Origin of the sequence: Nocardiopsis listeri NBRC 13360 (genome assembly GCF_001570765.1) — a bacterium.
Taxonomy (GTDB): domain Bacteria; phylum Actinomycetota; class Actinomycetes; order Streptosporangiales; family Streptosporangiaceae; genus Nocardiopsis; species Nocardiopsis listeri.
On record NZ_BCSH01000022.1, the window covers coordinates 25,527 to 47,891 of the forward strand.

Genomic DNA, 22,365 nt, shown 5'->3' on the forward strand with positions numbered 1-22,365 from the left:
GACTCAGCCCTCCTCGTCCTCCGCTTCCTCGTCCTCCGCTTCCTCCAGGTCACTCGCGGGCGCCAGCGGGCCCAGGGAGGACCAGGTCACGCAGGTCTTGTCCGGGTCGGTGTACAGGGTGAACGTGTCGCCGCGCTCGCTCACCGGCACGTACCAGAACCCGCCGTCGGGCGCGGCCGGCAATTCGGTCCGCACCTCCTCGTCGCCCACCACCACGACCAGGTTGGCCTCCTCCTGGGAGGTGTAGCCGATCGTGGCCACCTGCTCGATCCCGCCGAACTCCCACACCGACCAGGACATCAGGCCGTCCCAGTTGTCCATGCAGTCCTCGTCCTCGGCGGGGACGAACGAGTTCACCTGCGACGGCGGACCCGCCACCACCAGGTTCCCCTCGTCGTCGAACACGTGCGCGGTGGGCGCGGGTTCGGGTTCGTACATCCGCTCGGCGAGTGCGCGATCGGCCACGGGTGTCAGCACGTACGAACTGAGCCGGCGCGGGCCGTTCCACTCCAGGACGATGTCGTCGGGCACCGGCCTGCTGTAGATCCCGGCGCCCTCGGGCACCTCGGCCAGGGACGTGCGCACGTTGTCCATGTAGGACCGCAACCGATCCCCGCTCAGCGTTCCGGCGTAGGTGTAGGTGGAGTAGCCGGCCGCGCCCGCGTAGATCAGCGTGACGACCAGGGCGAGCGCCCCGGTGACGCGTCCGGGGTGTACCAGGCGGAGTCTGCGGCGCGGGTCGCGCTCCTCCCCCGTGTTGCCCGTGTACTCTCTGGCCCGCTCCTCCTTCGGAACGAGGAAGGCGAGCGCGAGGACCAGCGCGAAGACCAGCGCGGCGTCGGCCACGTAGCGAGGGTCCGAGCCGACCTCTCCGTAGACGTCACCGCGGGCGATGACGGTCGGGATCGCGTCGGCGAACACCAGGTAGCCCAGCAGCAGCGCCCACGCCCGCCAGGCGCCCCGGCGCACACGCAGGCTCGCCACGACGATGAGGGCCAGCACGACCCACGCACCGATGAGCACGAAACCGATCGGGTCGAGCAGACCTCCGGTGGGGGTGATCGGGCTCCACTCGAACGGACCACCCAGGACGCCCACCGGGAACACCTCGGTCAGCATGCGGCGCATCAGCTCGGCGGCGGTGTCCCACACCGGCACCGAAGCGCCCTCCTCTCCGGTGCCGGCGTTCTGCCGGACCAGGTAGAGCACCAGGTAGCCCAGGGTGAGGCCGACCATGCCCGTCCAGAACCTGCGGTCCATCCAGAACGCGTACCGGATCGCCCGGATCGGCCCGCCCGGGTACAGGAAGGCCACCGCGAACGCCAGGAGCAGCGGTGGCAGCAGCATGGCCTTGACCGAGAACAGCATCCCGAACACCACCGCGGCCACGACCCACCAGACGTACCGGGTCACGCCGGTGCGCAGGTAGCGGACGGTGAACAGCAGTGCCAGGGCGACCGAAAGCTGGAACGGCACCGCGTTGAGCGCCGCCGCCCACCAGCCCAGCACCGGGATGGTGAGCGGGGCAAGGGCGTACACGGTGAGGGGCACCAGCAGGGCCCGGCGGCGACCGAACAGCTCCCACAGCAGCCGGAAGAAGACCAGGATCGCGGCGACCTGCAGGACCAACATGGTGCCCGCCGCCGACACCCAGTGGTAGGCGCCGAAGGCGTTCTGCAAGTAGATCAGGAACATGGCCCCCGGCATGAAGTGGCCCTTGTGCAACTCCAGCAGGAACTCGGGGGTGAGATCGCTGGAGTTGGCCGCCGCGAAGAACAGGAAGTCGTCTTCGACGAAGTACGACTCACCCAGCACGTAGACCTTCAGTACCGTCGCCACGGCGACGATGAGCATTCCGAGTTGGAAGACCCGGTCGCTTCGTACCCGGCCCAGCGCGGCGAACGCCTCCCGCGTGATGTCCCCGAAGGTGGGATCCTGCTCCTCGGCCTCCTCGACCGGTCCGCGTACTCTTGTGGTCCCGCCCTCATCGGGGGAAACAGGCGGCATAGGTACTCTCCCCGCCGTAGGTTGGCCAACCCGGAAAATGGGTGCCAGAATACAACACGTTCCACTTTTATTCCTGACCGTTGCCGCAGGTCTCGCAGACCCGGGCGTCCAGAACAGGAACAGGCTTCATTCAGCCCTGTTCCGGGACGGTCTCCAGCACCGTGGGGGTGATGCCGGTGGGGCTCGAACAGGTCCGCCGAGACTGGACCCGACTGGGATCCGCCGAGCCGCTGTGGGCGGTCTGCGTGGACCCGGACAAGCGTGACGGCGGGTGGGACGACGACGAGTTCCTCGCCTCCGGCCGTTCCGACATCGATCCGGCGGTGCACCGCCTGGACGAGCTCGGGCTCGCCGAGGTCCGCGGCCGCGTGCTCGACTTCGGCTGCGGTGCCGGGCGTCTGTCCAACGCCCTGGCCGCCCACTTCGAGCGGGTGGTCGGCGTGGACATCTCGGCACCCATGCTGGAGGAGGCCCGCCGCCTGGACCGGGCCGAGGGCCGGATCGAGTTCGTGCTCAACGAACGCCCCGACCTGTCCCGGTTCGAGGACGACTCCTTCGACGTCGTCTACACCGACCTGGTCCTGCAACACCTGCCCACCGACCTCGCCGAGGGATACGTACGCGAGTTCGCCCGCGTGGTGCGCCCCGGCGGCGCCCTGGTGCTGGGCGTGCCGGACAGTGAGCGGCGGACCTTCAAGGGGCTGGTGTTCAAGTACGTGCCCTGGCCGCTGGTGGCCCTGGCGCAGAGGGTGATCCTGCGGTACCCGGCGCCGATGCGCATGCACACCCTGAGCACCGAACGCCTCGCCGAACTACTGCCCGGCTCCGAGATCGTCGCATCCGACGAGTACTGGGGCGGCGACCACTGGCGACACCTGCGGCACTACGTCCGGGTGGGGGGCCGGGCGTGACCTCCACCGACAGCGGTACCGGAACGCGACCGGACGGAACCGTGCCGTTCCGCGCGACCCTCGGCCGGTCCGTGGGACTGTTCGCGGCCTTTCGCAAGGAGCAGACGGACCCGGAGTTCTTCTACGGCAAGCTCGCCCACGACACCGTCGACCAGCTGCGTTCCTACACGCCGTTGGACGGCCGGCTGGTGGTGGACGTGGGTGGCGGTCCCGGTTACTTCGCCGACGCCCTACGGGCCGAGGGTGTCCGGTGTCTGTGCGTGGACTCCGACGCCCACGAGATGACGCTGCACGGGCGGGACGCGGACGCGAACGCCGTGCAGGGCAGCGCATTGGACCTGCCGTTGCGTTCGGGGAGCGTGGACGTGTGCTTCTCGTCCAACGTGCTGGAGCACGTTCCGGACCGGATCCGCATGGCGGACGAGATGGTGCGGGTGACCCGACCGGGCGGACTCGTGTACCTGTCGTACACGCTGTGGTTGTCGCCATGGGGCGGGCACGAGACCTCGCCCTGGCACTACCTGGGCGGTTCCTACGCGGCCGAGCGGTTCACCCGCAAGAACGGGCGGCGACCCAAGAACGACTTCGGGCGCAGCATGTACGCCGCGTACGCCAAGGAGACACTGCGCTGGGTGCGCGGGCGCGAGGACGTCGACGTGGTGGACATCCGGCCGCGGTACCTGCCCACCTGGATGAAGCCGATCGTGCACGTGCCGCTGCTGCGCGAGATCATCACCTGGAACCTACTGATCGTGCTGCGCAAGCGGTGAGTCGTCGTCATTCGGTCGACGCGTGCCCGGCCGGGTTCGGGCTCAGTTGGACCTCGTCGATCCTGCGGCCGTCCGCGTCGGTGACCGTGGCGATCCACCCGCCCAGGTCCACCCGGTCCCCCGGTCCATCAGGGATGTGGCCGAGCCGGACCAGCACCATCCCCGCCACGGTGACGTAGGCGCCCTCGGGACGGTCGGTGAGTTCCACTCCCAGGTCCAGCAGTTCGTGCACGGGATAGGTACCGGGCAACCGGAGCACGCCCCCGGCCAACCTGTCGACCTCCGGCGGGTCCGGGTCGGTCTCGTCGGTGATGTCCCCGACCAGCTCCTCCAGCAGGTCCTCCAGGGAGACGATGCCACCGACCGCGCCGGTCTCCCCGATCACCATCGCGAGCTGTTGGCGTCCCTCCGTCATCCGACGCAGCGCCACCGATAAGGAGAGCGTGTCCGGTAGTTGGGTGATGTCCCGCACCAGGTCGGCGACGTCGTCGTTCCGCCCGATCAGGTCCGACCAGTGCACCACCCCGACCACGTCGTCCATGTCGCCGGACCGGACCACCGGCGCTCGCGAGTGGCCCCACTCGACCAGTAGGACGAGAGCCTCGTCCGCGCCGGTACCCGCCACCACGAAGTCCACGTCCCGGCGGGGCACCAGGACCTCGCGCAGGCGGCGCTCCCGGATCGCGAAGGCACCGTCCAGGATCTGCCGTTGTTCCGGGGTGATGTCCCCACGCGAGGTGATCATCTCGCGTAGTTCCTCCTCGGTGACCTCCTCTCGTTCGGCCTGCGGATCCCCGCCGAACAGGCGCACCACCAGGTCCGTGGAGACCCCCAGCAGCCACACCACCGGTCTGGTCAGCGTGGCCAGCAGGTCCAGCGGGCGGGAGACCATCAACGCCCACCCCTCCGCCCGCTGCATGGCGATGCGCTTGGGCGCGAGTTCGCCCAAGACCAGGGTGATGAAGCTCAGCACCACGGTGACCGACACGATCGAGACGGGGGCGGCGTAGCGGCCGAGGAATCCCAGCGGTTCCACCAGCGGCTGAGCCAACGCGACGGCGGCGGTCGCGGAGGCGAGGAAACCCGCGAGCGTGATGCCGATCTGGATGGTCGCGAGGAACCGATTCGGGTCCCGTGCGAGTTTGGCGACGGTGCGACCGCCAGGGCCCCGCGTCTCCATGCGCCGGATCTGCCCCTCCCTGAGGGTCACCAGGGCGATCTCACTGCCCGCGAACACGGCGTTCAGCACGACCAAGACCAGCACGAGACCGATCTGGACCCCATAACCCTCCATGGGCGCTCCCACCGTCGGCGACTCGCTGGATTCGAGGTTCTTCCCCACCATCCCCCACCGTCACACGTACGCCTCCGATACCGGGCGTTGAATAACCGAGCATGGGTCAGGACCTGCCACCACCGCGGACAGACAGCCCGAAAAACATGACGAACCGGAACTACAACCGGAGTGTCGGGCGCCTGGGGCTTCACCCGAGAGCCATGGCATGCTCTGGTCGTGACGATCAAGGCCGATCGTGCGATCCCACCCCACCCGCACAGCCGCCATCCCAAGGAACCATGACCATCGCCATCCTCTCCCGCTATGTCTGGCTCACCCTGCGAGCCCTGGCGGTCCTCACGTTCACGATCGTGTTGTGGCAGCGCACGCCGCTGCCGACACCGCCCCCGCCGGCGCTATCGCCACCAGCACTACTACCGGTGTTACTACCGCCGCTCCTCGCCTTCGTCCTGTACTTCCTGCGGGCACCCGGCGACCCGCCCGGTCGTCCCCGGTACCTGAACCCCTTCTGGGTTTTCCTCGCCGACCTGCTCGCAGCCCTGGTCCTGTTCATCTCGTTCACGTTCCTGTTCTCAGGACTCCCCTGGCAGCTGCTCACCGCCCTCGCCGCGGCCCTCCTCGGGGCCTTCGCCCTCCGGTGGCGGGCCACCCCGGACCCCGTGCCCTATCCGCTTCCGCACGCCGACCCCCGCCGGCACCCGACCGTAGTGGTGCCCGCCGTTCTCCTCACCTTGGCGATGCTCGCTGGGTTGGCAGCCACGGTGACCTGGCGTCCCTTGCGTGAACAGATCGCCTGCGGCGGTCTCACCACTTCTCCCGGGGCCCCGCGCTGGTGGACGACGGAGACGGCCGAGGTCGCGTTGCCCGAGGAATTCCCCGAACCCTCCTGGCAGCGGGTCTTGGGAGAGGACACCCTCTCGGCGGAGCGAACGGCCGGCGCCTCGGACCGATCCCTCATTCTGGCGGACGATGACGGGGTCGTTGCCCTGGCCACCGAGGACGGCACCCCGTCATGGCACCTGGACACCACCCACCTGGATGCCACCGTGCTCCACGGCAACGACGACTCCTTCAGCCCGGACGGGGTCGCTCACGTCGGCTCCACCGTCCTGATCGAATACGACTACCCGCGTACCGGCACTCGGGAACAGCCCGGGCCGCTCGTGATGGCCTTCGACGACCTCACCGGTGAACAGGTGTGGTGTGGCTCCGGGATACGGGGAGTGGTCACGGGGATCGGGTCCTCGGAGCACTTCGTGGCCTGGTCGGGGGAGGAACCCACCCTGTTCGACTCGACCGACGGGTCGGTGGTCGCCACCCTGCGGGGCGGTCCGAGCGAACCCGTGGACTTCGAGGACGACGAGGAGTTCCACGCCCTGGTCGACGACGGCCGAGTGCTGTTGTGGGAGCGGGACCGTCTGTCCGCCTTCGACCTGGAGACCGGTGACGCGCTTTTCACGGTGGAGGACGTGGTCCCCGACCGCCGCGGAGCCGGGTCGAGGAACATCAAAGCGGTGATCGCTTCGCAAGACGTGACCGTGGTGGAGTTCGGCCGCGGCCGTCTGGGCGGGGAGAACGACGCCGCGAACTACCTCGCCGCCTACGACCTCGATGGCGAGCCCCTGTGGGACTCGACCGGCGAAGGCGTCACGGAGGTGGGCGGCCCGCTCGTCGGTGGCGAGCTCATGTACGGCCAGGCCTCCACACGCGTGGTCTTCGACGAGCACGTCCTGGCGCGGAGCGCACACGGCGAACGCCGACCGGTCCACGCCGTGAACCTACGTGAGGGAACGATCACCTGGTCGTCGGCGGACGAACCCTATGGGGACTGCTCGTCTTCGGACGGGACGGTCCTGGACGAGACCCTGTACCGGGCGAACACCGTGATCACCTCGGAAGGCTGTTCTCCCCTGGAGAACACGCCTCTGGAGAAGGTCTTCGGTGTCCAGGACGCGATGGTCGCCTGGTCCGAACACCGGGACCGCCGGGTGCTGTCCTTCTTCCACTGAGGCTCATCGGCGCTCGGTGCGCGGCCGGGGGACGACTCCGCCCTCTCTTTGGTCCAACAGACCCAGCGCTTTGCGCGGGGATCTGGCGTGTCTACGCATCCCCGCGAACGGGCACTCGTCGCGGTCCAGGTCGATGGTGAAGCCCTGGGAGGACGTGAGTCCGTCCAGTTCCTCCCAGGTGATCGGGGTGGCGACGGGAGCCCCCGGTCGCGCCCGCACGGTGTACGGCGCCACGGCCAGCTGCCCCTTCCCGTTGCGCAGGTAGTCGACGAACATGCGGCCGTGGCGGGCGGCCTTGCGCACCCGGGTGGTCCACTCTGCGGGTGCGCGGGCGGCCACCCGGTCGGCGACCGCCTTGGCCAGCCTCCTGACCTCGGAGTCGTCCACCTCCGGCCGCAGTGGGGAATGGACGTGCAGCCCCCGGGAGCCGGTGGTCATCACGTAGGCGGCCAGCCCCAGTTCGGACAGGACCTCGCGAACGCTCCAGGCGGCCTGCCGGCAGGTGTCGAACGCGTCGGGGCCCTCGCCCACCGGATCGAGGTCGAGGACCATCCGGTCGGGCACGCCCAGGCGCGGGGTGCGGGAGGACCAACTGTGCAGGGTGATGGCGGCCTGGTCGGCGCACCACACCAGAGCAGCGGCGTCCCGGCACTCCATCATGCGACCGGAGGAGGTCCACACGGTGCGGATCCACCGGGGATGGGAGGGGTGCTGAACAAGGAAGCCGGATCCGTCGATTCCCTCAGGAAAGCGTTGGAGAGCGACGGGTCGACCCTTGATCTGCGGCAGCATGAGCGGGGCGATCCTGGCGTAGTAGCCGGCCAGGTCGGCCTTGGTGATCCCGCCGGCACCGAAGAGGGGTTTGTCGGCGTTCCCGACCTCCACCTTGCGCCGTCCCGCCCGCACCGTGGTTCGCATCGCACCTGCCCCTTCCCTACCGCCTCCACGCGGTCGTTCGCCGGGTCTACCCGAGGCCCTACCCTGAAAACCACCCGCAACATTTCATATCGGCCAAACAGCCCCAGATCACCACAAAGCAGCTGTCGTCACGTCGAGTCCCGACCACTCTTCGCCCATTCGCCGGCGTGACCGTGGTCGACCTGGGCGGCGAACCGGTGGCCTTCGGCTCCGATGGAGAAGCGCCTGGCACACCCCGGGATTCGGTCTCGGCGGTTGTGACGACACTCCCGGGGTGGTGCGCGGGTTCGAGGGGTTGTTCCTGGCCGTGGAGGATCCCGGGGGCGAGCCGGTACCGGTGGCGCTGACCGGTGCGGACGGCACCGAGGTCTGGCGTGACGGCCCCGGAGTGGACCTTTGCGGGGTGGGTCAGGGCGTGGTCGGTGACCGGTTGTCCCTCACCACCGGTTCGGTGGTGGCCCCCGACGGCCCGGTCGCCCACCCGGAGCCGACCGACGTGGACCTGCGCCTGGAATTCGTCCCCCAACGGGGTTCTTTCCGGCATGGGCTCCACCCGCACCTTCCATCCGACCCCCGGCCGAGTTCCTGCCCCGGTCCTCCCGGGGCTTCCGGTTTTCGGAGCGAGCGGGAAAGGCCGACGCCCGGCCGGGGGATCCCGGTCGGGCGTCGGCTCGATCGCTCAGCGCACGGTACTACTTGCGCTTGTTGATCTCCTCGGTGAGCTGCGGGGCGACCGTGTGCAGGTCACCCACGACGCCGAAGTCGGCGAGCTCGAAGATCGGAGCCTCGGGGTCCTTGTTGACCGCGACGATGTTCTTCGAGGTCTGCATTCCCGCGCGGTGCTGGATCGCGCCGGAGATGCCCAGAGCCACGTACAGGTTCGGGCTGACCGTCCTACCGGTCTGGCCGACCTGGAACTGGTTCGGGTACCAGCCGGAGTCGACGACGGCGCGGGAAGCACCCACGGCCGCACCCAGCGAGTCGGCCAGGTTCTCGACGACGGCGAAGTCGTCGGAGCCCACGCCACGACCGCCGGAGACCACGATGGCGGCCTCCTCCAGTTCGGGGCGCTCGCCCTTCGCCTGGACGACGCGCTCGACGACCTTGGCGCCCTTGGCGGCGTCGGAGATGTCGACCGAAACGGCCTCCTCGGCGGCGGCACCGGCGGTGGCCTCCGGGACGACGGAGTTCGGACGGACCGCGATGACCGGCACACCGGTCGTGACGCGGGCGTGGGTGACGGTGGCGCCACCGAAGATGCTGTGCTCGGTGACCAGCTCGGCGTTGACGTCGACGACGTCGGTGAGCACACCGGAGCCCAGCTTCACTGCGGTACGACCGGCGATCTCCTTGTTCTCGGCGGTGGCCGAGACGAGGATGGCGGCGGCGCCCTTGTCCTGGGCGAGCTTGGCGAGCAGCTCGGCCTTGGGTGCGACGACGTAGTCGTTCACCTCGGCCGGAGCCACGTACACCTTCTCGGCGCCGAACTCGGCCAGGGTGGCCTTGCCCGACTCCGCACCGTCGCCGACCCAGACCGCGGCGGGCTCGCCGATGCGGCGCGCGGCGGTGAGCAGCTCGGTGGTGACCTTCTTGACCTGTCCGTCGACGTGGTCGACGAGGACGAGGACCTCAGCCATAATCCTTGAACCTTCCCTGAGTCTCTCGTCTACCTACACGAACTTCTTCTCGGCGAGGAAGTCGGCGGCCTTGACGCCACCGTCGCCCTCGTCCTTGACGATCGTGCCCGCGGCGCGCGGCGGCGCGGCGGCGAAGTCGACGGTCTCGGTGGTGGCGTTGGCCAGACCGACCTTGCCGGTGTCGATGCCCGCGTCGGCCGCGGACTTCTTGTCGACCGGCTTCTTCTTCGCCTGCATGATCAGCTTGAAGGACGGGTAACGGGGCTCGTTGATCTTCTCGACGACGGAGACGACCGCCGGGAGCCGAGCCTCGACCACGTCGTAGCCGTAGTCGGTCTGACGCTGGATCTTGATGGCGCCGCCGTCGATGTCGACCTTGCCGGCCAGCGTGAGCTGGGGCAGGCCGAGGTACTCGGCGAGCGCGGCGCCGATGACACCGGTGCGGGCGTCGGTGGACTCCGAGCCGAGCACGACCAGGTCGAACTCGAGGGTGCCCAGGGCCTGCGCGAGGGCGTAGGCGCTCTGGATGGCGTCGGAGCCGTGCAGCGCGTCGTCGTTGACGAAGACGGCCTTGTCGGCGCCCATGGACAGGGCCTTGCGGATCGAGTCCGTGGCCTGGTCCGGGCCCATCGTCAGGATGGTGACCTCGCCGCCGTGCTTCTCCTTGAGGAGGAGCGCCTCCTCGATGGCGTACTCGTCGAGCTCGTTGATGACACCGTCGGACGCTGCGCGGTCCAGCGTCTTGTCATCGGCGTTGAGCTTCCGTTCGGTCGCCGTGTCCGGGACCTGCTTGACCAAAACGACAATATTCATGGCCGGTGGCCGACCTCCCTGCACTCCCATATCCGCCGTCTGGCGGGTGGGCGCTGGCGCGCCCCGATACTGCCAACAATGCCGAATGCCGTTCGGTCATCCGACGGCGGGTCCCGTGTTCACGTCAACATGGCCCGCCATGTGCTCATACACCAGATGTTACTGGCTAGTAGCTTGAAGACCAACCCCTGGCGCCCGAGTTCAACTTAGGAAACCCTAACCAAACACCGGGCCGAAGTCGCCCTGACCCCTCCAGAACGCCGCCCACCAGGGAAGACGGGCGAAAGGGCGATGGCTTCACCCTCCACTCTAGTGACCGGTCCCACTCCCCGGGCGGGCGCGCCATCGCCGAAGTACCGGCGCGGCACCGGTAAAGGACGAACGCCCCTCCTCCGACAGGAGGAAGGGCGTCCCCACGAACCGGGCCGGTCGGGCCGGTCGGACCGAACCAGCCGAACCAGCCGAACTAGCCGAACCAGTCCGCCGGGCCGGTGAGCGGTCCCATCTTCCAGATCGGAGCCGAGCCCAGACCGATCGACAGGATCAGCAGGGTCAGCAGCAGGATGCCGACGATCACACCGATGTACAGGTACAGGTTGTGGAAGCGGACCCGCTCCACCAGCCACACCGCCTGGTGCCTGGCCTCGCGCCCGCTCGGCATAATGTAGCTGAGCAGGATCATCACGAACACGGCGAACGCGCCCGTGTAGTTGGCGCCGTCGTTGCCGGTCTCCATCATCGTGGCGTAGACCATCCCGACCAGGATGCCCGCCACCAGATAGATCAGGCCGAATCCGACCGTGCGCAACACCATGCGGCCGAAGGCCCAGGGGAAGCTGAGCGCCACCACCATGCCGTCGGAGTTGCGCCGCCCCCGGGTCTGCAGACGTCGGGCGTGCTCGGCCTTGACCACGTCCAGGGCGCCCAGGCCGGCGATGACGACGACGCCGAGGATGATCCCGAACCACGGGAACCACAGCGCCACACCGGCCAACGACAGCATGATGGGGATGAGCACCAGCGGGTGCATCCGCCAGGCCTGGTCGTAGTACTCGTCCTCGTCCTCGTCCTCGTCGTCGGCGTTGTGGCCGCGGAAGTAGTCGCCGAAACGGTCGCCGCCGCCTCGCTTGAAGCGGCTCAGCAGCCCGCCGCGCTCGTTGTAGTCCTCTTCGTCGAACTCCTGGGTGGTGTCCCTACGGCCCTGCTGCCCGACCGGCGTCAGGATGTCCTCGAAGGCGCTGGGGTCCAGCGGCGAGTTGAAGAACTGGGTCTGCTGGACGCCCTCGGGCCCGCGCTGCGGAGGCTCCGCCTGGCCCATCATCATGGTGCCCTGCGGGTCCTCCTGCTGACGCGCCAACTCGCCCGGGTCGAACCGTTGGGTGCCCAGGACGTCGTCCTGTCCGGTCTGGATCCGTTGGGTTCCCTGCTGGTCGTGCAGGTCATCGGAGGAGGACGGGGTGATGCGTTCGGTGCCCGCCATGGCGCCCAGATCGTCGGTGGCCTCGTCATCGACGTCGCGGCCCGAACCCCTACCGCCGAGGTCGTCGGTGGCCTCGTCGTCGACCGGGTGACCACCCGAGTAGGCGTGGCTCGTCTGCGGCGCGGAAGGGCTGGACCACGCGCTGTCCGTCGAGGTCGGAGCGCTGCGTGTGTGCGCGGGCCCCCAACCCTCGCCGGCGCTCTTGCCGAGCAGGTAGCCCGCGGCGCCACCGGCGGCCGCACCACCCAGCGCCGAACCCATGCCGCCGCGACCGCCCGTGTCGCCGCCCGCGCCCGGAGCGGGCGTGTGGCCGCGCACGGTGTGCCCACCGGTCTGGTCGATCGGGCCGAGCTGCGGTTCCCGCCACGGCAGGTCCAGGTTGAGCCGGCCCGTCTCGGCGACCAGCTCGGCCGCGCTCGGACGTGCCCGCATGTCACGGGAGACCGCCCGATTGACCAGGGGCCGCAGCGCCTCGTGCATCCCGTCCAGGTCGATCTCGCCGTTGAGGATCCGGAAGAAGATGACCTCGAACGAACCCGCGCCGTAGGGCGGGCGCCCGGTCGAGGCGAACGCCACGGTGCCGCCCCAGGCGTGCACGTCGGTGGCCGGACCCAGGTCGGTGCCCTCGATGACCTCCGGGGACAGGTAGCTGGGCGTACCGACGAACGTGCCGGTCTGGGTGAGCTTGGCACCGTCCACCGCGTGCGCGATGCCGAAGTCGATGACGATCGGCTCACCGTTGGAGATGATCACGTTGCCGGGCTTGAGGTCGCGATGGATCACGTCCACCGCGTGGATGTCCTTGATCGCCCGGGCCATACCGGCGACGAAGCGGGTCAGAGCGCGGCCGCGCAGGGGACCGTGGTCGGTGACCGTGGCGTCCAGGGTGGGTCCGGGGATGTACTCGGTGACCACCCAGGGCAGCTCGGCCTGGGTGTCCGCGTCGATGACCTCGGCCACGTTGGGGCTCTGCACGCGGCGCATCGTCTCGACCTCTCGAGCGAGCCGCGCGCGTGCGATGTGGTCTCCTGCGACCTCCGGCTTGAGAACCTTCACCGCGACGAACTGGTCGGTCCGGGGGTCCTCGGCCTGGTACACCACGCCCATGCCGCCCGCACCGATGCGGCGACGAATGACGTAGTGGCCGATGCGCTCCGGCAGCTCCTCACCCGTGGGGAAACCTGCCGACATTGCCATCGAGAACTCATCCCCTCAAAAGACCGCATACCACCACGTCCAGCTTATCGGCCGGGGGGATGGGTCACCATTGGCTTGTTCGACCCCGGAGGGGCCTCGTATGGTCTGTCGGTGTCGTCGGAGAGCAGACGCTGACCGCGCCCCGGGGACTCCGGACGAACCGTCCGTCGTGGGACGACCAATGACGAGTATGACGGAAGAACAGCGTGCGCGGTTCCCCCGCCCCCGTACCGTCTGGCCGGATCCGGTCGACCGGGCCGACCCCCGTGACGCCACTGAACATGACGAAGGTCCATTGTCGTGGCAAAACGTGGCAAAGGGAAGTTCAAGCGTGGGACGGGGCACCGGTCCGAAGGCCGTGGCGCCCCGTCCGAAACGGGTTCGGATCCTTCAGCGACCGCTGAACTTCGCCTTGCCCGGCCCCTGCTCGATGAAGCTGCGCATGCCGCTCTTCTGGTCCTCCGTGGAGAAGAGCCCGGAGAACTGCAGGCGCTCGATCTCCAGTCCGGTCTCGAGGTCGGTCTCCAGCCCGCGGTCGATGGCCTCCTTGGCCGCCGCCAGGGCGATCGCCGGACCTTCGGCGTACTCGGCGACCAGCGCGACGGCGGCCGAGTAGACCTCCTCGTCGGCGACGACCCGGTCCACCAGACCGATCCGCTCGGCCTCCTCCGCGCGCACGTGACGGCCGCTGAAGGTCAGGTCCTTGGCCTTGGCCGGACCGATGAGGCGCGGCAGGCGCTGAGTGCCTCCGGCGCCGGGGATCACCCCGAGCTGGATCTCGGGCTGTCCGAGCCTGGCCTTGGTCCCGGCGACCCGGAAGTCGGCGCACAGCGCCAGCTCGCAGCCACCACCGAGCGCGAAACCGCTGATAGCGGCCACGACGGGCTTGGGGATCCGAGCCACGGCGGTCAACGCGTTCTGCAGCGCGCGCGAGTAGTTCAGCATCTGCGCGTGGTCGAGGTCGACCATCTCCTTGATGTCGGCCCCCGCCACGAAGGCGCGTTCACCGCCGTACAACACTACGGCGCGTACGGAGTCGTCGTTCGACACCCGGGCCGCGGCCTCGGCGATCTCCTTGGTGACCTGTCCGTTCAGCGCGTTCAGCGCCTTGGGTCGGTCGATGCGGATGACGGCGACCGCGGGGTTCTCCGGGTCGGCCTCCACGCGAACGAACTCGCCCACGTTGTCCACCTCTTCGTGTCGGTGTCGGTATTCGATGGCAACCCAACCACGCGGGTCAGGAGAAGAGCAGCACCAGGGTCCCCAGCCGGGCCGAGACCGTGTAGGCGACGGCCAGGAGAAGGGCGGTACCCACGAGCAGGAGCGTGTCGGCGACACGCCAGCGACTGATCCGCGCGTGGGTGCGCGGCCCGGTCCCGAAGGCCCGCGCGTCCATGGCGGTGGCCAGCAGGGTACCGATCCGGATGGCGCGGACCAGCAACGCGAACAGTCGTCCGAAGAACAGCCGGACCACGTTCAACGGGTTGTATCCGGCCTCCAGTCCCCGGGCCCTGCGGGCCAGGGTGATGGTGCGCCACTGGTCGGCCAACAGCGGGACGAGACGCAGCGCCGCGAGCACGCCCATGGCGGGGCGCTCGGGCACCTTGAGTCTTTGCACGAGCCCGTCGGCCATGTCGGTGGGGTCGCTGGTGATGGCGGCGAGGAGTCCGGGCAGGGCGATGGCCAACAGACGCACCGCCACCCCGATGGCTCCTTCGAGTCCCTGTTCGCCGTACAGGTAGTTGACCGCGGCACTACTCAGACCCATGAGCATGAAGGGGCCGGCCAGGATCAGCAGGGTGCGGCGGTCCACCCCGCTGAAGGGCACGCACAGCAGGACTGCGGCCAGCACGATGCCGCCGGTGACCACGTCCACGGCGGGGACGAGTCCGAGACCGATGCCGAGGGCGGCGATCAGTTTGGCCGCGGGGTTGAGTCCGGTGAGCCGGGGGGCCTCGCTCACTCGTCCTCCTCGGCCACGGCGCGCCCCTCCGCCACCCGCACCCGCACGTCCGTCAGATGGCTCAGGAGCAGCCCGTCGTGGGTGGCCACGGTGATGGCCCGCCCCTCGGCGCGCAGTTCCGCGAGGAGCTCCACGAGCTCGGTCCAGGTACGGGTGTCCTGGCCGAAGGTGGGCTCGTCCAGGGCCAGGACGTCGGGGGCGTGCAGGGGGCCGGAACTGAGCGCGGTGGCCACCGACAGACGGCGTTTCTCCCCACCCGAAAGCGTGTACGGGTGCACGTTCGCCAGAGGGGTCAGCCGCAGCCGTTCCATGAGTTCGCCGACCCGGCTCTCGGTCTCCGTCTCGCCCAGGCCGGCCCGCAGTGGGGCGAACCGGAGTTCGTCTCGGACCTCGGTGGTCACGAACTGGTCCTCGGCGTGCTGGAAGACGGTGCCCACGTGGCGGGCCAGTCGGCGCGCCGGCCAACGGACCAGTGGACGCCGGTCGATCTCCGCCAGGGCCCCGCGCGGCACCACCCGACCACGGTGCGGTCCGGTCAGACCGGCCAGCAGGGTCAGCAGAGTGGACTTACCCGCTCCGTTGGGCCCGGTCAGCGCGGTGACGGCCCCCGCGGGCACGGTCAGGTCCACGTCTTCGAGGACGGTGCGCGGGGCGGCCGCCCGCACTCCCAGTTGGAAGGGGGGCCGCGCCGTCACACCCTCCGCCGCCAGCATGGGCGCTCCGCCCGGGGCCGAGGGCAGGTCGGGTGAGGGTTCCTCTCCGGGCACCCACACCCCCTGTTCGGCCAGGGCCCTCCCGTGCTCGGAGAAGACCTTCGCCGGTGCCCCGTCGGCGATCACGCCACCGCCGGGTTCGACCACCACCACACGGTCCACCAGGTCCATGACCTCGGCGACGCGGTGTTCGACCAGGACGAGGGTCGCCTCGCTCTCGGAGAGCAGGCGGGCCAACAGGTCCCGGACCAGCGCGCCCCCGACCGGATCGAGGTTGGCGGTGGGCTCGTCCAACAGCAACAGACGCGGTCGCATGGCCAGCGCCCCGGCGATGACCAGGCGCTGCTTCTCTCCGCCGGACAGGGCACCGGTGGAGTGCCCGAGCCCGTAGGGGAACCCGACCTCGGCCAGGGCACGTTCGACCCGCGACCAGATCTCGCCGCGCGCCACCCCCAGGTTCTCCGGTCCGAACGCCACGTCGTCGCCGGCGCGTGCCATCACCAGCTGGGCCTCGGGGTCCTGCGCGACCAGCCCCACGCCGCCGCGCCCCCGGGAGGCGGGCTCGCCGTCCACCCGGAGCAGGCCCTCCTGGTCGCCACCGATGGCGCTGTCGGGCCCGGTGAGGCCGGCCAGGGCGTGCAACAGGGTGGACTTGCCGGCGCCGGAAGCACCCAGCAACAGGACCCGCTCTCCGGGTTCGATGACCAGGTCGACGCCGCGCAGGGCGTGGGCGGCGCGGCCCGCGTGCTTCCATCCCCAACCGGAGAGTTCCACACGCGCGCCGCGCGCGTTCGCAAGGGCCATGGTCAGCCCTTGGCCGAGGGGAAGGGGGCCAAGGCCCCGGAGCGGGCCAGGGCCGTGGTGAGCAGGCGTCCACCCACCCCCGCGATCAACGCGCCGCTCACCAGGACCAGGCCGCCGTAGACGAGCTGGTGCGACAGTGGCCAGGTGGCGTAGTAGACGACGGCGTCACGGATGGCCGGGGAGATCCCGGCGAGGGCACCGGCCAGGGCGGCCACGCCCATGCCCCAACGGCGGTAGAGGAAGAGCAGGAAGACCAATTCGGGCAGCAGCCCCTGCATGGCGCCCTCCAGGACCACCGTGACGCCCCATTGGGAGCCCAGCAGCGCCGAGACCGAGGCCGCGGTGATGGAGGTGAGCACGGCCGCGCCGGACCGTCGGATGATCAGCCCGCCCAGGACTCCCGGAAGCAGCCAGACCCCGTAGAGGATCGCCTGCGCCGGGGGGAAGAGCACGAACAGCGGTCCGGTGATCGTCCAGACCACGTCCCACAGCCAGAACACCACGCCCACCGCGGCGCCGAGCACGGCGGCCACCACGATGTCCACGGTGCGCCAGGCCCCGAACTCGGTGCGGATCCAGTCCTTGATCCGGCCGAGGAGCCCGCGACTCGCGCCGGCATGCCCGGTTCCGGTGTCGATACCCATCGAAATGAGGTCCCTTCGTCGAGGTCGACGAGGGGAATGCGGCCGAGAGCGTCTCCCGCGCCGGCGGCACGGAGATGACGGATTCCACGACTTCCTTCGCCGGCATGACCCGGATCAGGTGTGTAAGGGTCTGCGGTCCGATGCCGCACTCTCAGCGCTCACGCGCTCCCCTGTCGGTTCTCCTCCATTATGCGTCAACAAGGAGGGCCGTGGGATGTTTCCATCCCACGGCCCGATTCCTCTGGCTCCCTCGCCGGTCAGGCCTCGGTGTCGGATTCGTCGTCCTTGGACTTGGGCGGATCGGCGTTCGGGTCGCCGAAGGACCCGGGCGAACCCGCGAAGTCCTCGGCCTCCAGGCCGGCGGTGCCGCCCCGCATGCTCTCCTGCCAGATCGGGCCGGGCAGGCTGCCCCCATAGACGATGCCGTAGTAACGGCCACCGATGGTCACGCCCTGTAGCGGGTTCGCCTCGCCGCCGCGCACGTCACCGACGACCACGGCCGAGGAGAGGTTCGGGGTGTAGCCGGCGAACCAGGCGTAGGCCGCGCCGTCGGTGGTGCCGGTCTTGCCCGCGACCGGTCGCCCAAGGTCCAGACCGTTGGCGGTGCCGCCCTTGAAGGGCTGCTGGAGCAGATGATTGACCCCGTCCGCGGTCTGCTTCTTCACCGCTCGTTCGCAGTGGGAGTCGGCGGTGACCCGCTCGCCCGTGCCATCCTCCCGGATCGCCCGGACCGGGCGCGGGTCACAGCGCGTGCCTCGTGCCGCGAAGGTCGCGTAGGCGTTGGCCACGTTCAGCGGAGAGACCTCCTGGTCGCCGAGGGTGAAGGAGCTCCATACCCCGAGGTCGCCACCGTCGGCGCGGTGGATCCCGACCGCCTCGGCGGTCTCGGAGGTCTCGCACAGGCCGACTCGACGCTGTAGCTGGGCGAAGTAGGTGTTCACCGACCCCTTGGTCCCGCTGAGCATGTTGTGGCCGCCCTCGTCGCTCTCACCGGCGTTGCGGACGTTCCAGGACGACATGGTGCCGCCCTCGCAGTTGGCCATGCCACCGATCGACATGCTCTTGGGCGAGTTGAAGCTGGTGCCGTATCCCAGGCCCTTCTCCAAGGCGGCGGCCAGGGTGAAGGCCTTGAACGTCGACCCGGCCTGGAATCCGCTGGAGCCACCGTCGGCCTGGTCCACGGACAGGTTGATCGAGGTGGTGCCGACCTCTTCGTCGTCGAACCCGTAGCGCAGGTTCTGGGCCAGGGCGCGCACACGGCCCGAACCGGGCTCGATCATGGCCTGGGCGGAGAACTTGGTGGAGTCCTGGTGCGGGACCCGGCGGTCGATGGCCTCTTGGGCGGCGTCCTGGGCGTCCCGGAGCAGACTGGTCTGGACGGTGAAGCCGCCCCGGGAGATGCGCTGTTCGCGCTCGGCCTTGGTGTCGCCCAGCAGGTCGGACTCGGCGAGCCAGCGCATCGTGTAGTCGCAGAAGAACGGGTACTCGCTCTCGGCGCAGCTGCCCGCGCGCGGCGTGGTGTCCACTCCCAGGCCCTTCTCCTTGTGCGCGGCGGCCTCTTCGGAGTCGAGTTGCCCGGTGGCGACCATCCGGTCCAGCACGAGATCGCGGCGTTCCCTGGCCTCGTCGGGGTTGTTGATCGGGTCGTAGTACGAGGGCGCTCGGACCAGACCGGCCAGCGTGGCGGCCTGCCCGGGGTCCAGTTCGGCGGCGGAGGTCGAGAAGTACCGTTTGGCGGCGATCTCGACCCCGTGCGCGCCGGACCCGAAGTAGGCCAGGTTGAGGTAGCCCTGCAGGATCTCGTCCTTGGTGTAGCGGTCCTCGATGTCGATCGCGTAGCGAAGCTCGGTGAGTTTGCGGGTGATCGTCCGGGCGCTGGCCTGGTCGACGTCCTCCTCGGTTTCGGCGGTCTCGATGAGGAGATTCTTGACGTACTGCTGGGTGATGGTCGAACCACCCTGCGTGTTCCCCTGGGCGGTACGGATGGCGGCACGGAGGACACCGCGCAGATCGAGACCGTTGTGCTCGTAGAAACGGTCGTCCTCGACCGCCATCAGGGCCGCGCCCATCCAGGGGCTCATCTCGTCGAGGTCGACGACATCGCGTTCGCGTTGGGCGACCTCGCCGAAGGGTTCCCCCGAGTCGTCGGTGAGCAGGACGCGCGACGACGGGTATGGAACGTCGAGGTGGTTCGGCAGGGACATGAAGCCCGCGGCGGCGTCCCTGGCCACGATCCCGGCACCGCCGACCAGGGGTATGACCAGGATCGCCGACAGTAGCCCGGCGATGAGACCGAGTCCGGACAGACGCAGGATCGCCTCGCGTCGATCCTTGCCATCATCCCCTTCCAACTTCGCGGTTCCGCCTTCTACCAGGGCCCGGGCTCTGTCCCCGAACCGACCAATGCGGCTGGACTCCGTCACGTCGCACCCCCTACGGCCGTGTGCGGCCCGGTGCCACGTGGCACCGGGCACTGCGTCGACCACACTCGCAGTCGGCCCGCAAAGGGAACGCCGCCAAATCGGGCGTGTCACCGAAAAGCTTCCTCAATCCCCGGCAAAGCACCCAGAAGCGCCACAGCACGGCCACAGTGGACCGTTCACAAGGAACCGACCGCATCCAATCTCGACATCAAGACGAGAGACCCGACGAATTGGCCGGCACGAGAAGCAATTCCCCCGGATACGCGACAATTAATCCCTCAAGGGACACAACGGACACATGGGGATGTCCGGAATACGCCTCACCCCGCCCGACACACATTCGTTCATCCCTACCCGCATGAACCTCGTACACAACATGGGAGAAGAATTTTCCGACTTTTCATGAAGAGGCACGGGAAAGCGACCACAGAAACCCCTGAATCTGCTGTGGCGAACTGCCCGTTTTGCGAGGTTTTCCAGGGTGAAACCCGACAAATACCAGGTCTGACCCACCAAGGCCAGCGTGGCGAGGATCACATTAATTATCCGGCCCCGACACTCTTCCAAACCCCGCTAGAGGGCCGACGATAGACAGCGGAGGGCACCGAAGCCGCAATCTGGACAGTTTTCGATCCAGCACTTCGTTGACCCCGTTATTCGTTGGATTAACTTCCGATTAATTCCGCACGCGAGTCGCCGCGTGCTGCCCCATAACGCCCGAACCACGACAATGACGGTGTAGCCAGTGATCGGACGACTGCCCATCCTCGACATCTCTCCAGAGAACGTCCTCGGCCCGGTGAAGGCGGTGCCCGAAGAACGTTTCACCGTCGGCGCGACGGTGATCCGCGAAGGGCACGATTCCCTCGCCGCGGGCGTCGTCGTCCACTCACCCGAAGGGCGTCGACTGCCCCTCGTCCCGATGCGGGAAAAGGCCCCCGGAACGGACCGCTACGAAGCCGAGATCAGCCTGCCCGCGGAGGGACGGTGGTCCTTCTCCATCGAGTCGTGGAGCGATCCCTTCACCACCTGGCTCCACGTCGCCCGCGTGAAACTTCCCCTCGACACCGACACGGACCTCGTCCTGGAGGAGGGCGCCCGCCTGCTGGCCAAGGCCGGCCGCCGCGTCCCCCGCAACCCCGACCTGTCCAGGGCCGCCAAGGTCCTGCGCGACACCTCCCTGTCCCCCATGGAGGCCTTCGAGGCCGCCGTCACCGACGACGTCGTCTCCGCCATGGAGCGCGACCCCGTCCGCGAGCTCGTCACCAGGTCCAAGCGGACCAAGGTCGTCGTGCATCGCGAACGCGCCCTGTTCGGCTCCTGGTACGAGTTCTTCCCCCGCTCGGAGGGCGCCCAGGTCGACACCGCTCCCGGCCAGGAGCTCTCCGGCACCTTCGCCACCGCCGCCAAACGGCTGCCCGCCATCGCCGACATGGGCTTCGACGTGGTGTACCTGCCGCCGATCCATCCGGTCGGCACCGCCCACCGCAAGGGTCGGAACAACACCCTGAACGCGCACGCCGGCGATCCCGGGTCGGTGTGGGCCATCGGTTCGGCCGATGGGGGCCACGACGCGGTCCACCCGGACCTGGGCACCATCGCCGACTTCGACGCGTTCGTGACCGAGGCCGCCGAACACGGCCTGGAGATCGCCCTGGACCTGGCCCTACAGTGCTCCCCCGACCACCCCTGGGTCACCGAGCACCCCGAATGGTTCACCACCCGGGTCGACGGTTCCATCGCCTACGCGGAGAACCCGCCGAAGAAGTACCAGGACATCTACCCGCTCTGCTTCGACAACGACTTCGAGGGTCTGTACGCCGAGGTCCTTCGTGTGGTCCGACACTGGATGGACCACGGGGTGCGGATCTTCCGGGTGGACAATCCACACACCAAGCCCGTCGCGTTCTGGGAACGTCTGCTCGCCGACGTCGCGCGCACCGACCCCGACGTGCTCTTCCTGGCCGAGGCCTTCACGCGCCCCGCCATGATGCGCACCCTGGCCGGGGTCGGATTCCACCAGTCCTACACCTACTTCACCTGGCGCAACGGCAAGGACGAGCTCACCGAGTACCTCACCGAGCTCAGCCGGGAGACCGCGCACTACCTGCGCCCCAACCTGTTCGCCAACACCCCCGACATCCTCAACGCCTACCTCCAGGACGGTGGCCGCCCCGCGTTCGAGGCGCGCGCGGTGCTGGCCGCGACGCTCTCTCCGACCTGGGGGATCTACTCGGGCTTCGAGCTGTGCGAGAACACCCCCGCCGCGCCCGGCAGCGAGGAGTACCTGCACTCGGAGAAGTACGAGTACCGCCCTCGCGACTGGGCCGGGGCGGACGCCTCCGGTACGACCATCGCCCCTCTCATCACCCGGCTCAACGAGCTCCGCCGGGTCCACCCCGCCCTGCGCGAACTGCGAAACCTACGGTTCCACCACGTGGATGGGCCGGAGATCGTCTGCTTCTCCAAGCACCGACCCGGCGCCCCCGGTGAACCCGACGACGCCGTCATCGTCGTCGTCAACCTCGACCCGCACCGGGCCCATGAGGCCACGGTGCGTCTCGACCTGCCGTCGATCGGCCACACGTGGGAGGAGGACCTCAAGGTGACCGACGAGCTGACCGGCCACTCCTACACATGGCGAGCCGACAACTACGTCCGGCTCGACCCGGCGACCGGGCCCGCGCACGTGTTCACCGTCAGCGGCAGATAGCGGGTCGGGGCACCGGAACGCGGCGGTCACGGTACCGCCGCCGTCCGGCTCCCGCACACCTGTAGA

Annotated in this window: 15 protein-coding genes and 1 riboswitch; of the genes, 4 read left to right on the forward strand and 11 right to left on the reverse strand. The window is 69.1% G+C overall.

Translation table 11 applies throughout. The annotated features are described in order from the left end of the window. Window positions 1-3 precede the first annotated feature (3 nt). The gene (locus tag NLI01S_RS08100; RefSeq protein ID WP_067601716.1) at window positions 4-2,007 is read right to left on the reverse strand and encodes a hypothetical protein; all 2,004 of its coding nucleotides are present in this window, start codon (window positions 2,005-2,007) and stop codon (window positions 4-6) included. A gap of 170 nt (window positions 2,008-2,177) precedes the next feature. Here NLI01S_RS08100 and NLI01S_RS08105 point away from each other — a divergent pair, with 170 nt between their 5' ends. Both NLI01S_RS08105 and NLI01S_RS08110 read left to right on the forward strand, forming a co-directional pair. Continuing rightward, on the forward strand, window positions 2,178-2,918 hold the full coding sequence (locus tag NLI01S_RS08105; RefSeq protein ID WP_190318391.1) for a class I SAM-dependent methyltransferase: 741 nt from the start codon (window positions 2,178-2,180) through the stop codon (window positions 2,916-2,918). Beyond that, window positions 2,915-3,688, forward strand: coding sequence for a class I SAM-dependent methyltransferase (locus NLI01S_RS08110; RefSeq protein WP_067601721.1), 774 nt, complete (start codon window positions 2,915-2,917; stop codon window positions 3,686-3,688). The genes NLI01S_RS08105 and NLI01S_RS08110 overlap by 4 nt, the downstream gene beginning before the upstream one ends. A gap of 7 nt (window positions 3,689-3,695) precedes the next feature. Here the strand turns inward: NLI01S_RS08110 and NLI01S_RS08115 are convergent, their stop codons facing one another. After that, entirely contained in the window at window positions 3,696-4,982 is a 1,287-nt protein-coding gene (locus NLI01S_RS08115) for a hemolysin family protein (protein WP_067601893.1), read from the reverse strand. A 281-nt stretch (window positions 4,983-5,263) separates the two neighbouring features. Between NLI01S_RS08115 and NLI01S_RS08120 the strand changes: the two genes are divergently transcribed. After that, window positions 5,264-6,994: an outer membrane protein assembly factor BamB family protein gene (locus NLI01S_RS08120; protein ID WP_067601723.1), complete on the forward strand. Its 1,731-nt coding sequence runs from the start codon at window positions 5,264-5,266 to the stop codon at window positions 6,992-6,994. Window positions 6,995-6,997: 3 nt separating this feature from the next. On the opposite strand, the gene ligD is transcribed toward NLI01S_RS08120, so the two are convergent. The 9 genes from ligD to NLI01S_RS08165 form a co-directional block, all read right to left on the reverse strand. Beyond that, window positions 6,998-7,912 (reverse strand): non-homologous end-joining DNA ligase, encoded by a 915-nt coding sequence (gene ligD, locus NLI01S_RS08125; RefSeq protein WP_067601727.1) that lies wholly within the window; start codon window positions 7,910-7,912, stop codon window positions 6,998-7,000. A gap of 692 nt (window positions 7,913-8,604) precedes the next feature. Next, complete coding sequence (locus NLI01S_RS08130; protein WP_067601730.1) at window positions 8,605-9,549, reverse strand: electron transfer flavoprotein subunit alpha/FixB family protein; 945 nt, start codon at window positions 9,547-9,549, stop codon at window positions 8,605-8,607. Window positions 9,550-9,582: 33 nt separating this feature from the next. Then, window positions 9,583-10,362 (reverse strand): electron transfer flavoprotein subunit beta/FixA family protein, encoded by a 780-nt coding sequence (locus NLI01S_RS08135; protein WP_190318392.1) that lies wholly within the window; start codon window positions 10,360-10,362, stop codon window positions 9,583-9,585. A gap of 466 nt (window positions 10,363-10,828) precedes the next feature. After that, complete coding sequence (locus tag NLI01S_RS08140) at window positions 10,829-13,039, reverse strand: serine/threonine-protein kinase (RefSeq protein WP_223809162.1); 2,211 nt, start codon at window positions 13,037-13,039, stop codon at window positions 10,829-10,831. Window positions 13,040-13,429: 390 nt separating this feature from the next. After that, window positions 13,430-14,230 carry an enoyl-CoA hydratase/isomerase family protein gene (locus NLI01S_RS08145; protein WP_190318393.1) on the reverse strand — a complete coding sequence of 267 codons (801 nt, stop codon included), beginning with the start codon at window positions 14,228-14,230 and terminating at the stop codon, window positions 13,430-13,432. Window positions 14,231-14,276: 46 nt separating this feature from the next. Then, on the reverse strand, window positions 14,277-15,002 hold the full coding sequence (locus NLI01S_RS08150) for an energy-coupling factor transporter transmembrane component T family protein (protein ID WP_067601739.1): 726 nt from the start codon (window positions 15,000-15,002) through the stop codon (window positions 14,277-14,279). Continuing rightward, window positions 14,999-16,519 (reverse strand): ABC transporter ATP-binding protein, encoded by a 1,521-nt coding sequence (locus NLI01S_RS08155; RefSeq protein WP_067601742.1) that lies wholly within the window; start codon window positions 16,517-16,519, stop codon window positions 14,999-15,001. Before NLI01S_RS08155 ends, NLI01S_RS08150 begins: the two co-directional genes overlap by 4 nt. 2 nt (window positions 16,520-16,521) lie before the next feature. Continuing rightward, entirely contained in the window at window positions 16,522-17,163 is a 642-nt protein-coding gene (locus NLI01S_RS08160) for an ECF transporter S component (protein ID WP_067601745.1), read from the reverse strand. Window positions 17,164-17,237: 74 nt separating this feature from the next. Further along, window positions 17,238-17,345: riboswitch (TPP riboswitch) on the reverse strand. A gap of 75 nt (window positions 17,346-17,420) precedes the next feature. After that, window positions 17,421-19,586: a transglycosylase domain-containing protein gene (locus NLI01S_RS08165; protein WP_067601748.1), complete on the reverse strand. Its 2,166-nt coding sequence runs from the start codon at window positions 19,584-19,586 to the stop codon at window positions 17,421-17,423. 745 nt (window positions 19,587-20,331) lie between these two features. Between NLI01S_RS08165 and NLI01S_RS08170 the strand changes: the two genes are divergently transcribed. Next, on the forward strand, window positions 20,332-22,299 hold the full coding sequence (locus tag NLI01S_RS08170; RefSeq protein WP_067601751.1) for an alpha-1,4-glucan--maltose-1-phosphate maltosyltransferase: 1,968 nt from the start codon (window positions 20,332-20,334) through the stop codon (window positions 22,297-22,299). The last annotated feature ends 66 nt before the right edge of the window (window positions 22,300-22,365 follow it).